The sequence below is a fragment of the uncultured Acetatifactor sp. genome, from assembly GCF_948601915.1.
Classification (GTDB): Bacteria; Bacillota; Clostridia; order Lachnospirales; family Lachnospiraceae; genus Acetatifactor.
The window spans coordinates 42,200-55,360 of the sequence record NZ_CAPDXS010000008.1 but is presented as its reverse complement, the minus strand read 5'-3'; the positions used below and the strand labels follow the sequence as shown (position 1 = coordinate 55,360).

General features: G+C 59.2%; 10 protein-coding genes and 1 pseudogene (1 of these 11 running past the window's edge). 3 read left to right on the top strand and 8 right to left on the bottom strand.

Annotation, left to right across the window (positions count from 1 at the left end; all coding sequences use genetic code 11):
- From nagB to Q2B33_RS02515, 7 genes and pseudogenes are all read right to left on the bottom strand, one after another.
- Positions 1 to 617 (bottom strand): annotated as a pseudogene (gene nagB, locus Q2B33_RS02545) (glucosamine-6-phosphate deaminase); it reaches 179 nt to the left of the window's first position.
- A gap of 268 nt (positions 618 to 885) precedes the next feature.
- Entirely contained in the window at positions 886 to 3,255 is a 2,370-nt protein-coding gene (locus tag Q2B33_RS02540) for a TIM-barrel domain-containing protein (protein WP_300564262.1), read from the bottom strand.
- A gap of 106 nt (positions 3,256 to 3,361) precedes the next feature.
- A complete protein-coding gene (locus Q2B33_RS02535; protein WP_300564264.1) occupies positions 3,362 to 4,174 on the bottom strand; it encodes a hypothetical protein in 813 nt (270 codons plus the stop codon).
- On the bottom strand, positions 4,171 to 6,510 hold the full coding sequence (locus Q2B33_RS02530) for a glycoside hydrolase N-terminal domain-containing protein (RefSeq protein WP_300564266.1): 2,340 nt from the start codon (positions 6,508 to 6,510) through the stop codon (positions 4,171 to 4,173). The genes Q2B33_RS02535 and Q2B33_RS02530 overlap by 4 nt, the downstream gene beginning before the upstream one ends.
- A 67-nt stretch (positions 6,511 to 6,577) precedes the next feature.
- Positions 6,578 to 8,338, bottom strand: a complete 1,761-nt coding sequence (locus Q2B33_RS02525) for an extracellular solute-binding protein (RefSeq protein ID WP_300564268.1) — start codon at positions 8,336 to 8,338, stop codon at positions 6,578 to 6,580.
- A gap of 304 nt (positions 8,339 to 8,642) precedes the next feature.
- Positions 8,643 to 9,557, bottom strand: a complete 915-nt coding sequence (locus Q2B33_RS02520; RefSeq protein WP_296471296.1) for a carbohydrate ABC transporter permease — start codon at positions 9,555 to 9,557, stop codon at positions 8,643 to 8,645.
- Positions 9,558 to 9,567: 10 nt separating this feature from the next.
- Entirely contained in the window at positions 9,568 to 10,536 is a 969-nt protein-coding gene (locus Q2B33_RS02515) for a sugar ABC transporter permease (RefSeq protein WP_300564271.1), read from the bottom strand.
- A 374-nt stretch (positions 10,537 to 10,910) separates the two neighbouring features.
- Here Q2B33_RS02515 and Q2B33_RS02510 point away from each other — a divergent pair, with 374 nt between their 5' ends.
- The 3 genes from Q2B33_RS02510 to Q2B33_RS02500 all read left to right on the top strand — a co-directional run bounded on the left by Q2B33_RS02510 (position 10,911) and on the right by Q2B33_RS02500 (position 12,330).
- Positions 10,911 to 11,780 carry a helix-turn-helix domain-containing protein gene (locus Q2B33_RS02510; RefSeq protein ID WP_300564273.1) on the top strand — a complete coding sequence of 290 codons (870 nt, stop codon included), beginning with the start codon at positions 10,911 to 10,913 and terminating at the stop codon, positions 11,778 to 11,780.
- A gap of 75 nt (positions 11,781 to 11,855) precedes the next feature.
- Complete coding sequence (locus tag Q2B33_RS02505; protein WP_300564275.1) at positions 11,856 to 12,125, top strand: hypothetical protein; 270 nt, start codon at positions 11,856 to 11,858, stop codon at positions 12,123 to 12,125.
- Complete coding sequence (locus Q2B33_RS02500; protein ID WP_300564277.1) at positions 12,118 to 12,330, top strand: DUF4160 domain-containing protein; 213 nt, start codon at positions 12,118 to 12,120, stop codon at positions 12,328 to 12,330. The genes Q2B33_RS02505 and Q2B33_RS02500 overlap by 8 nt, the downstream gene beginning before the upstream one ends.
- A 76-nt stretch (positions 12,331 to 12,406) precedes the next feature.
- Here Q2B33_RS02500 and Q2B33_RS02495 read toward each other — a convergent pair whose 3' ends face one another.
- Positions 12,407 to 13,135 (bottom strand): HAD family hydrolase, encoded by a 729-nt coding sequence (locus Q2B33_RS02495; protein WP_300564279.1) that lies wholly within the window; start codon positions 13,133 to 13,135, stop codon positions 12,407 to 12,409.
- Positions 13,136 to 13,161 lie beyond the last annotated feature (26 nt).

Below are 13,161 nucleotides of genomic sequence, written 5' to 3'. Positions count from 1 at the left end.
CGGTAACGGGCCTTGGCCTCGCCGGATGCCAAAAGCAGCACCTTCTTCGCGGACATGATGCCGCCGATGCCCATGGTCAGGGCGTGGGTGGGCACCTCGTCGATGGAGCTGAAGAACCTGGCATTGCTGCGGCGGGTCTCCTCCGTCAGGGTCACCACATGGGTCCCCTTCTCGAAGACATCGCAGGGCTCGTTGAAGCCGATATGCCCGTTACCGCCGATGCCCAACAGCTGCAGGTCGATGCCGCCCAGCTCTCTGATCACGCCGTCATAGCGTCTGCACTCCGCCTCGGCGTCCTGTGCCAGGCCGCTTGGCACATTGGTGTTCTCTTTTTTAATATTCACATGGTCGAACAGATTATGGTTCATGAAGTACCGATAGCTCTGGTCATGCTCGCCGGACAGCCCCTTGTACTCGTCCAGGTTCACGCTGCGGATGGCGGAAAAGTCCAGATCCCCCTTGTCATGCCACTCCCTGAGCTGCTCGTAAGCGCCCACCGGGGTGGATCCCGTGGCCAGACCCAGCACCGCATCCGGCTTCATGATGACCTGAGCGGAAATCAGGTTCGCCGCCTTGCGGCTCATGTCCTTGTAGTCTTTTGCTGCATAAATCCTCATAATCGCACCAATTCCTTTCTACGCTTTATTTTCCCCTGCTGAATGCATCTACGCTCCAAAGCAGTCTCCCGGAGGACAAATACTTCGGCAGAATGCACTGCTTCCATGTTCAAGTACGATTGTATTCTAACATATTTAATTTTCATAAGCAATGGTTTTCTGCCCAGAGGCCCTGACCGGCGTGCACATACACCATTCCTGCAATCGAAAAAAGCCGACAATCCCAGCATCCATGCTGCGTGTCGGCTTTTTCAGGCCCTTTTATCCCTCATCCGGCCGCTATCACGACCTTCTCTATCCTGTAACGCCCGGCAATGCTGCCGCACTCTTTCGTCTTTTCCACCCGGAGCTTCCCCGGCCCTTCCTCCCAGCACAGCGTGGTCAGGGCATACTCCCCGTCCTCGTACCCGAAGCCGTCCCCCGCGTCCTCATAGAGGACGAAGCGGCCGTCCCTCCCCGGGTAGACCGTCACCGTCAGGCCCTGCCCCTGCTCCCCGGTGTACCTCGCGGCCTGCGCCATAGGCAGGACGGTTCCCTCCCGGACGAACAGCGGGATGCGCATCAGCGGCGCGGCGGCCTCAATCCACTGCCCTCCCCCATAGGCCTCGTTGGTCCAGTAGTCATACCAGCGGCAGCCCTCGGGCAGGTACACCCGTCTGCTCCTGGGCCTCCCTTCAATCCTGGCCGAATCCCTCCCATAGTACAGCGGCTCCGTCACCGGGCACACCATCAGCCCCTCCCCGAAGAGGTACTGATCCCTTATGTCCCATGCCTGCCTGTCCCCGGGGAAGCCGAACGCCAGGTGCCGGATGATGGAGCGGTCCTCCAGCCAGCTCAGACCCGCAAGGGAGTAGATATAGGGCATCAGCCGGTAGCGCAGCCGGTTGGCCAGCAGCAGCGCGTCGTAGAAGGGCTCCTCCCCGTTGGCGCAGCGCCACAGTTCCCTCCGGCAGTCCGTCCCATGTCCCCGGAACACCGGCAGGAAAGCCCCCCACTGGTACCATCTGACGAAGAGCTCCCTGTACCCCAGGTCCCCGTCGGCCCGGGAATAGTCCCCCTTCCAGTACCAGGGCCTCCCCTCCCTGACGAAGAAGCCCCCGATGTCCACGGTCCAGTAGGGCATGCCGCTGGCGCAGAAATGCGTCCCGGCTGCGATCTGGCGGCGCAGGGTGTCCCAGGTGGCGGCGGTGTCCCCGGACCAGAGCACGGTGCCGTACCGCTGCTGCCCTGTGGTCCCGCTGCGGGTCAGGTTGAACACCCTCTTGTCCCATATGCCGCGCTGCCCCTCGCTTATGGCCCGGGCGTGGAAGAGGCCGAAGGCGTCCATCATCTCCGCCGGGAGCCGCAGCCCGGCGTCCGCGCAGTACTCCTCGTACATCCTGGACGGCTCCGGGCGCTCCATGTGGTTCCATTCCGGCGTGAAGGGCTCGCTGTTGTCGCACCACCAGGCGTCCACGCCGCAGTCCCCATATCCTCTCCGCACCTGGTCCCAGTACAGCGCCCTCCCCTCCCCGCGCAGCGGGTCGTAGATGTTGCTTCCCGGAAGCAGCAGCCCCCGGTCCCGGAATTCCCGGTAGTTTTGCGTACTTTCATCCATGTTCGGCCAGATGGAGAGCATGAAATGCACGCCCTCCCGGTGGAGCTGCCGGACCATCCCGGCCGGATCCGGGAACCGCCCCCTGTCGAAAGACTTCTGGCCCCACTTCCCTTCCTCCCAGGAGCACCAGTCCAGCACTATGCCGTCCAGCCCGATTCCCCTCTCCCGGTACTGCCTGGCCGTCTCCAGGACCTCCTCCTGGGTCTCGTAGCGCTCCTGGGACTGCAGATAGCCGAAGGCCCACTTCGGCAGCAAGGCCGCCTTCCCCGTCAGCATCCGATATTGGGCGACGACGCCGTCCATGGTGGCGCCGTTCATAAAGTAGAAGTCCATCTCCCAATCCGCCTCGGTGTACAGATAGGAGCCGTATGCGGTATCCTGGAAGACCATGGGGCTGTACGTGTCCATCAGGATGCCGTAGCCCTTCGTGGACACCAGCAGCGGCACCGCGATCTTGCGGTTGGCCTGATGCAGGTAGACGGTCTCGCCCCGCAGAGAGCCGAAGCCCTCCTCGTGCTGCCCCAGGCCGAACAGCCCCTCCTCCCCTTCCCATTCCAGGTGCAGCCTGGTATGGAAGCGCGTCCCGTCGGGGATCCGGGCGGCCTCCCTCACCACGTCCTTGACGCCGTCCGGGGTCGCGGCCTTCTCGATCCTGCTCCCCTGGGCCGACAGGCGGTACACCGGGAACTCCTCCAGCACCTTGCTGTCCTTTCCCCTCTCCCGCAGGAGCACCCTGCCCTCCCCGTCGCAGTAGCGGCAGGAGGCGGTCTCCCTGCATATCTCCACCTTTAGGAGCCGCATCTGTAATATAATCTGGCCCCCGGCTTCCGTGTAGTCCCATTCCCCATAGGGGGCCTTCTGCAGAACGCCCGGCTTCTCCTCCTGAGAAAACTGTCCGGACTCTGTATAGGTGACCCTCACGGTCCTGTCGTTCACCGGACTGAGCCGGTGCGTCCCTGCCTGGGAATACAGGTACAGGCTTCCCTCCCTGCGCTCCACTCTTGTGATGGCCCTGCTATCAGGGCTTGCTGCAGCTAACATCCCTCTCCTCCTTCCTTCTCCTGGGCCCCTGCGGCCCCAATCCCGCGCGCATGCCGCCCGGCCCTTCCTCCCGGCACCGTCCCAATCCACGGCGCGGTCCGCCGCCCTACTCAGGATACTCCATCCCAAGCCCGGCGCCCGCCTCCAGCTCCCGGGCCAGGCCCGCGGAGATGGCATCATAGCCCGCCAGATATCCCCGGGCCGTGAAGACGATGGGCACCATCTGCTCCTCCTCGGGAACCCCGTACATGGCAAAGAACGCCTGGATGACCTCATCGTTCCTGCCGGACCTGGTATTGATCCGGACCACCTGCTGGGGATAGGAGGCCCCTTCCACCGTTACGGTCTCCGGCAGCGAGCCTATGACCTCCTCCGTCCGGATGCACTCCTCGCACACTGTCCGGTAGAAATAGACAACGGAGGAGCTGCCCTTCTCCAGCCTGTAGCTGCCCAGCAGCTCTTTCAATGTCTGCTTCCTGCAAGGGTCGAAGACACCTCTGTCGTACACAAACAGATCCTCCCCCGCCGTCAGATAGGCCTCCCGCAGGGACTGGCTGATGGAGTCCATCCCCAGATAGGCCTTTCCGTTCACGGTCATGACGGGATAGGTCAGGGAGCCGATCACCTCCTGGCTATAGCCCAGCTTCCCCAGCTCCCTGTCCCTGTCCTGGGCCGCGGAGGCCTGGAATACATTGTGGGGATATATCTCGTAGGGATACCTGTCGGAGACATCCCCCAGCTCCTCCTTCACCACCCGGTAGAAGTCCTTTGTCCCGTCGCAGGAGGCACAGGGCTCATTATAGAAAAAGTGTATCTCAATCTTCCCGGGCCGCTCCTCTTCCTCCCGGGCACAGCCCGGGAGCACCATGCAAAAAAGCAGGAGGGCCAGCCCCATAAGCCCTTTGCGCATCACTTTCAAAAGTCTACCTCCGTCAGGACGATCCGCTCTTCCCCGGCCAGCCGTATCTGCTTCCGGCTCCCGCCGTAGCACACGGTGAATTCCCTCTCCCGTGGCATCGTGCCTGTCAGCACCGCTTTTTCCAGCTTCCCGTCCCGGAAGCTGATGTCCACCGTCACCCCTCCCCGGGCCCGCAGGCCGGAGACCATGCCCGTGCCGAAAGCCTTGGGAAGAGCGGGCAGCAGCGTGACGGACTTCTCCGTGCTCTGGACCAGCATCTCCGCAATGCCGGCGCAGGTGCCGAAATTGGAGTCGATCTGGAAGGGTGGATGCCCGCCGAACATATTGGGGTAACAGCCGCCGCCCGCCATATAGTTCAAAGGGCTGCTGCCGTCGATGGGGCGCAGCTGCTTCTTCAGGATGCGGTAGGCCCTCTCCCCGTCCCGCAGATGCGCCCACAGGCTGATCCGCCATGCAAGGGCCCAGCCGGTGCTCTCGTCCCCGCGCAGCTCCAGCGTCCGCGCGCAGGCCCTGGCCAGTTCCGGGGTCTCCTCCACCGAAATCTCCCGGCCCGGATACAGCGGATAGAGATGAGAGGTGTGGCGGTGGGCGGGCTCGCTCTCCTCAAGCTCCTCGTTCCACTCCAGCAGCTCGCCCCGGGCTCCTATCTTGTAGGACGGCAGGCGTCCCAGCGCTTCTTCCAGCTCCTCCAGAAACCGGCTGTCCGTCCCCAGGATCCGGCAGCAGGATGCCGCATTGCCCAAAGTCTCCCGGACGATGGCCATGGTCATTGTGGTGGTCTCGCTCACCGCGCAGCGCTTCCCTCCATAGAGGAAATTGTTCTCCGGGGACGTGGAGGGTGAGAATATCAGCTTCCCCTCCTCATTTTCGCTGAGCACGTCCAGGAAGAACCGGGCCGCGTCCCGGATGATGGGATAGCCGGTCCGGCGCAGGAACTCCTCATCCCCCGAGAACAGATAATGGTCGTAGGCATGGGCGCTGAGCCAGCCCGCGGAAAGCGGCCAGAAGGCATAGACCGCAGTGCCCTTTCCCCGGTTGCCCACGGGATTGGAAAGGCACCAGATGTCGCTGTTATGGTGGGCCACGAACCCTCCCGCGCCGTAGTGGGTCCTGGCCGTCCTGGCCCCGCTGACCCGGAGGTTGTCCAAAAACTCCATCAAAGGCTCATGCATCTGCGCCAGATTTGCAGTCTCCGCCGCCCAGTAGTTCATCTCCGTATTGATGTTGACCGTATAGTTGGAGCTCCACGGCGCGCGCAGGTGCTGGTTCCAGATGCCCTGCAGGTTCGCCGGAAGGGTTCCCGGTCGGGAGCTTGCTATCAGCAGATAACGGCCATACTGGAACAGCAGCGCATATCTGGCGGGATCCACGTCCTGCTCCCAATCGGCAAGCCGCTCCGGCGTAGGAAGCTCTTCCCTGCCGGCTCCCAGGTCGATCCGGACACGGTCGAAATAAACCCGGTAATCTTCCACATGCCTGGCGGCAAGGGCATCATAGCCCGATTCCCCGACGGCCCGCAGGTCTTTCAGACAGTTTTCCCGATAGGGCTTCCCCTCCAGGAAGGGCTGGCGGAACGGTCCGTCGAAGCTTGTCCTGGCCGCCAGGTACAGGGTGACGCTGTCCGCCCCCGCGACCTCCAGGCCCTCCGGCAGTTCCGTCACCGTCCCGCCCTTTTGCCGGATGGTGAGCATGGCGCAGAACCGCATGCCCTTCTTCTTTGGATCCTCCTCATAGATGACCGGATCCTCCGATTTCACATAGGAGGGATCCACCTGGGAGGGAGCGATTCCGTCCAGGACCATGCAGCCGTCTTCCACGGAGACCGTGGCGCGGAGCTGACAGGTATACCCGGCCCGCAGGGAGACTTTTCCCGCTTTGTCCGCCGAGATGCGCATCACCATCACCTGGTCCGGGGCGCTGACGAAGGCCTCACGGGCATAGCTGACATTTCCCACGGAGTACCGCAGTCCGCACATCGCCTTTTCCAGATCCAGCCACCGTCTGTAGTCCGAGACCTCTCCCTCCGGATGGACCATGTCCAGAATCAGCTCTCCCAGGGGCAGGTAGCTCTGGGTGTATTGCCCCAGTACATTCTCTTCGATAAGCGCCTGGGCCTCACAGTACTTTTTCTCCCTGGCCAGCCTCCGCGCCTCCTCATAATATTTTTCCGCTCCGGGGATATCGTGGCTCTGGGGATACCCCGACCAGAGGGAGCCCTCGTTCAGCGAGATTTTCTCCTGCTCCACCCCTGACCAGACCATGGCTCCCAGCCTTCCGTTCCCCAGGGGGAGCGCCTCCTCCCAATAAGCCGCCGGCTTCTTGTACCATAATTCCATACTGTTCCCTCCTTAAAAAAACAGCCAGGCCCGCTGCAAGCCAAGGCCTGGCTGTTTGATTTCTGTCCTACTGGCCGATGGCCGTCTTGTATATCTCTACATAGCGGTCCACTCTGTAGGAATCCAACTCGCTCAGATACTCTTCCCAGCCGTTCTCGATGTCACGCTCGCCGGTGATGAACTGGACGATGGTCTTCCTGACGAAGCTGTTGAGGTTCGTCTGGATCTCGGCGTATTCATCCGTCATCTCCAGAGGGATGAAAGGATTGTACTCCAGCCTCTTCTCCGGGATGAATTCCTCCACCTTCTGGGTGTCGAGGGTTATGCGCTGTTCATAGTTCTCCTGCAGGTAGACATTCTCCACCTCGGGCAGCATGGCAAGGCGGAAGGAAGCCACATCAGCCTGAGGGCCAACGCCAAAGCCATACTTGTCGTTCTCTTCCTTATCCTCTTCCGGCACGGAGAGGACTACGTACCTGGCTTCTCCGCCAAACACGTTCTTTGCGCCTTCCGCTGCGCGCTCCCAGCCAAGTCCTTCTTTTCCCTTGAAGCGCATCATGTTGTAGTCGTCGTCATAGAAGAACTCGTCAATCAGACGGAAAGCAGCTTCCGGATACTGGCACTTGTCCGTAATCACCGCCTCGAATCCTGTTATGGTCCCCTCGTTTGCGTTCTGGCCCTGGCGGCGGAAGCCATCGGGACCTGCAACGGGAATCAGAATCTGATAGTTCTCGGCTTCCACGGGATCGCTGTTGTCATAGCCCATAGCAGCGTGGTCGCAGACATACATGCCCACTACATGAGGCTCCGTGCGGACTGTCTGCGCCATGATGTCCTCTTTCTGGGTGAAGGAGGTAGGATCGATCAGGCCCTCGTCATAAAGGCTCTTGATGTAGCGCAGGCCCTCGCGGTAGGCATCGGTCGAAGGTGAGAACTCTACACTCTCGCCGTCAGCGCCAAGGCTGAGCCAGAAGTCAGGCTTCACAGTCTGGAAGGACATGCCCATCAGGGCGAACTCCACCGGCGTGTTCCATGTGGTGGCGCCGATGAGGCCTATCTCATCCTTCTCGCCGTTCCCGTTGGGATCCTCGTTCACGAATGCCCGAAGGACCTCCCGCAGCTCCTCGGTGTTGGTAGGCATCTCCAGATTCAGCTTATCCATCCAGTCCTGACGGAGATAAATCTTGGGGTACGCGGAGCAGTGGTAGCACTCAGAGAAGCGGGCGAATCCGTAGATTTCGCCGTCCGGCGCGGTGCTGCCCTCCCTGTAAGCCGGATTCTCGTCGAAGATCCTCTTCATGTTGTTGCCATACTTGTCCACATACTCGGTGATGGGAAGGAAGATTCCCTCCTTCACTGCGAACTGCATGATATCCGACTTCGTCAGTATCGCGGTCCAGTCTGTCAAAAGGAGATCCGGATAGTCATCGCCCGCCAGCATCAGATTGCGCTTCTCCAGGGAATCCGAGCTGGGGGTGGAGATGATCTCCAGCTTGATGTTGGCCTTCTCCTCAATCTCCTTCAGGAACACGTTCTGGGACCAGTCAGTGTCCGCGCCGCCCTCTATCCATGCCGTGAGGGTGATGGGCTCATTCATGATAGGCATGCCGGTGGCATTGAAGCCGGCAGGGCCCTCCGCAGATTCCCCTTCGGAGCCCGCATCTTCCTCATCTCCGGAACCGGCGTCCGCGGATTGCTCTGTCTTGGATTCGCCGGAGTCCGCTGCCCCTCCCTTGGATTCGCCGGAATCGCCGCCTGAGCCTCCGCATCCCGCCATCGCTGCCGTCATGGACAATGCCAGCAGCAGTGCCAATGCTTTTTTCTTCATGTCTTCTTTCCTCCTTATTCTTTCTGATATCCTCTCGGAATCTCCAGGCCACATATCACGCGGCTTTCCGGAAATCCCTGGGAGCGATTCCTCCCTTTTTCCAGGCGCCGTCCTGCCACAATGCCTGATTATACCTTCTGAAATTCCGAGAGCCTATTTCTGGAACTGTCCGGAAACCCCCATGATGCCTGTTTACCGTCTCCGGAACCTCTATCATGAGCGCTCTTCCATACAAAACCGGAGCGTCCTGATCCCTGCTTCCCGCCTTGCCGACACAATCGGCACATACAACAGAAAATCATGCCTAGCCCTTGATCGCTCCTACCATAATCCCCTTTACGAAATACTTCTGCACAAGGGGATAGAGCAGCATCACGGGCACGGAGCCCACGATGATGGTGGTATACTGCAGCAGGTACTTAGTCTCCTGGATCTCAAGCTGCTTCGTCACGTCCATGGACATGCCCGCCGTATTCATGTTCATCAGGATCTCCCTCATGACCAGCTGGAGGGGGAACTTGGTGGTGGTGTTCAGGTACATCATCTCGTTGAAGTAAGAGTTCCAGTGCCCTACCGCGTACAGCAGCACGTTCACCGCCAGGATCGGCGTGGCCAGCGGGATGCATATCTTGATCAGGAACTTGAAATCGTCGCATCCGTCCACGCTGGCGCTGTCCAGTATCTCCTGAGGAATCGTGGACTGGAAATAGGTGCGGGTGATGATCAGGTTCCACACCGAGAGCGCCGTGGGCATCACAACTGCCCATATGGTGTCCAGCATGTGCAGGTTCTTCACCAGCATGTAGGACGGAATCATGCCGCCGCTGAACAGCATGGTGAACGTGAACAGGAACATCACCGGATTGCGGATCGCCAGATCCCTGCGGGAAAGCGGATAAGCCGCCAGCACCGTCATGACCACATTGATCACCGTGCCCACCACCGTGTACAGGATGGAATTGAGGAACCCGGATATGAGAAGCTTGTGGCCCAACAGCATGTTGTAGCCGCGCAGCGTGAAGTCCACCGGCCACAGATAGACCTTCCCCGACAGCAGCGCCTTCGGCGAAGAGAAGGAGGCCGCCACCACGAAAATCAGCGGAACCAGGATGCACACCACCGATACCGCGCACAGGACATGCACCAGCGCCATGTAGAGATGGTCGTTCCATTTTGTATAATACCGGACTTTCTTGTTATTCTTTATCTCCTTTGCCATGACTGCCTCCTTACCACAAGCTTGTCTCATTGACCTTCTTGGCGAACATGTTCGCCAGGACGATCAGAATCAGGTTGCATACCGAGTTGAACAGGCCCACCGCTGTGGCATAGGAATATTGGAAATTCACAAGGCCCCGTTTGTAGACGAAGGTGGAGATGATCTCTGACAGCTCCAGGTTCACCGGGTTCTGAAGGAGGTAGATCTTCTCGAAGCCGACGCTCATCACGCTGCCCATGGCCATGATCAGCTGGATGACGATGGTGGGCAGTATCGTGGGCAGATCCACATACCACACCCTCTTGAAGCGGCTGGCCCCGTCGATGATCGCCGCCTCCGTCAGGGACGGATCCACGCTTGCCAGGGCCGCGATATAGATGACAGCGCTGTAGCCCATCCCCTGCCAGACCCCTGACCAGACATACATGCTCCGGAACAGCCCGGGCTTGCCCATGAAGTCCGTTGCCGTGCCCCCAAACAGAGTAATCACGTTATTGATCAGCCCCGTGCGCACGGAAAAGATATTCTGCATGATGCCCACCAGAACCACTGTAGAGATGAAATAGGGCAGATATGTAACCATCTGGACTATCTTCTTATAATGCCTGCCGCCCAGCTCGTTGATCGCCAGGGCCAGAAGGATAGGCATAGGGAAGCTGACCACAAGGCTGTACAGGCTGACTGCCAGCGTATTTCTGATCAGAAGCCCGAAATCCCTTGTCATGAAGAAATTCTTGAAATGCCTCAATCCTACCCAATCGCTCCCCCAGATTCCTCTCCGGATGGAGAAATCCTTGAAGGCGATGACGGCTCCCGCCATGGGCACATAGGCGAAGGTGATCAGCCACGCAATCGGCAGGACCAGCATCAGGTATAGCTGCCAGCGCTTCCTCACCTCCAACACTATCGATTCCCACACGCCCCTCTTCCCTGTCTGTCCTTTTGCCGGTTTATTTTTCTCCCTAGCCTTTATGACCATTGAACCGTCCTCCTCTCCTGGCAAAATGAAATATTCCATCTCCTATTGTACCACCCCCCTAGATTGTCAAGAGGAAATTGGTAAAATGACGGTTTCTATTATATTTTTCCGTCATTTTGGGTCATTCTGCTGGCAAATTTTTGTCAAATATATTTATTTTCATGTTATAAAACCCAAAAGCATCAGGCTCTGGGCCTGTTTTCTTATGGCGGAACCGGCTCTGTACACTGAACTGCCGCCGCAGCCCACCCGCGGAACCGTTTAGCCCCGGCTGAACCATCCGTTGTTTTACAGGCCCCTCCTCTTTTGGTACAATAGAATACATAAAAAATGTCCCGGCCGTGGGGCGGGACTCCGATCAGGGAGGCAAGAACATGAACAATAAGACAAACGAATTGATGCAGATAGGCCTGCGGCTGTCCAACTGCCGCCAGGACAGGAACATGACCCAGGAGGAGCTGGCCGGGCGGCTGGGGATAACGCCCCAGGCCGTGAGCAAATGGGAGCGGTGCATAAGCCTCCCGGACATCTCCATGCTCTCCGACCTGGCGCGGCTCCTGGAGGTCAGCGCGGACTGGCTGCTGGGGCTGAGCGTCTGCCGGGACTGGGCTGAGGACTGTGCCGACAGGGCTGCAGGAGATGACGCCCGAATCAGGCAGGTGCAGCAGGAGATGGGGAGCTGCCTGCGCGGCTGCCTGGACCCCCTGGAGCTGGCGTTCGGCATGGGCCTGGTGCCCGCGTTCGCCCAGGGCGCCTCTTTCCCGGAGCGGATCAGGGCGCTGAAGGTCAGCCTGGCCAAAGAGGGCATCTGGACGCCCATCGTCCGCATCCGGGACCTCTCCTCTCTGGGGGAAATGGAATTCGCCGTGTTCTCTTTTCACAATATCCTGTATTCCGAGGTACTGGATTCCGTAGACGACGGGACCCTGGACCATATGCTGGGCAGGCTGGAGGAGACTGTCCGCGGCAGCTACCACGAAATCCTCTACCCGGACCTGGTGAAGGACATAGCGGACAATCTGAAAGTCCGGTATCCCGCGCTGATAGAGGGCATCGTGCCGGAGAAGATTTCCTACGGGCTGCTGACGGGGACGGCGAAAATCGTCCTGGCGGGCGGTGTCCGCCCCTGCCTCTTCCCGAAGATGATCGAGCATCTGGAATGCGCCATGCGCCGCAGCCCGGATGCCACCCCGGAGGAGCTGGCGGAAGATATCCTCATTCAGATGAACAGGAAAAAGCAATGACTTTTGCAGAATAATCTGTTATAATGAGGGCATCCGGCGAAAGCCGCAATTCGTTTTCCGAAAGGAGAGGGTTCCATGGTTTATCCCTATATCACGTTGGCAGACGGTACTGAAATCGTGCACACACAAGTTTTCGAAGAACAGGGAATCCAAAAGGTTGAAGTCCATTTCGAACGGCCTGCGGAGGACGGCTTCGATACCGCAAGATGCCAACTTCCTTCTTATACCTGGCTGATAAAAGAGGGCTTTTCGGCAGAAGAAATGGATTTCTTCGACCGATTTATGCACAGCAATGCCCATTTGTTCTACAAATATGGCACAAATGGAGGGGTACAGATTGCCTAATTTATTTACGATTGGAAGTTACAAAGTCTTCTTCTGGTCAAATGAAAACGATGAGCCGATTCATGTGCATATAGCAAAAGGCACACCAACAGCAAATGCCACAAAAGTGTGGCTGACCAGAGATGGAGGCTGCATCGTTGCGGATAACAAAGACAAGATTTCCAGCAAGGAGCTCCGCAGCCTGCTGGAAATCATTCAGGCGTAGTTTTTCCTGATCTGCGCTGCATGGAAGCAGCACTTCAAAACAGACAGCATCAAATTTTACTGCTGATGGGGCATCCTCATCCCCGACCTTCCGCCAGCATCCCCATGAGCCGGCTCCAATGGGAGACGGTCAGCACATCTGCCTCCTCCCGGACAGGCTCCTGCGCCGCGCCTGTGTACCAGACAGGGAAGAGGCCCGCCTCCCTGGCCCCGACTACATCGCATTCGTAATTGTCTCCGATATACCACACGTCCTCCGGCCCCAGGCCCGCCTTCTCCAGCGCCAGGTGGAAGATTCGCCTGTTGGGCTTGCGGAACATGTACTCGCTGCTGGCGATGATAAATTCAAATGTATGTCCCGGCAACAGAGCCCTTATTCTCTCACTTACCGTCTCGCCGCTAAAGGCGATGTTGCTGATGACACCTGTCCGGATGCCCTGTTCCCCCAGGAAAGCCAGGAATTCCTGGATGCCGTCCGTGGGCGTCCCCGGGGCCGCGGCGTCCCAGAAAATCCTGTCGATTTCCCTGGCCGTCAGAGGCAGCTCGATGCCCATGGACTCGTAGAGATATGCCGTGAACATATGGTTTGGCGCCTCCACCTGGAACAGATGCCGCCTGGCAGGGTCGAACCGGCCCAGCTCGGCGTTGATTTCGTCCGCGGCCGCCTGCACCTGAGCCGCAGTGAAGCCATGCCTGTTCCTCGCGGCGTGCCGCAGCACGGCCTCTGTGCCCTTTATCCCGTTGAACCGCCCTTCGTCCGCCAGGGTCTGGCCATAGTCGAACAGAATCATTTTCGGTCTTCTCATCTTACCCGCACCTCCCGGTTCCAATT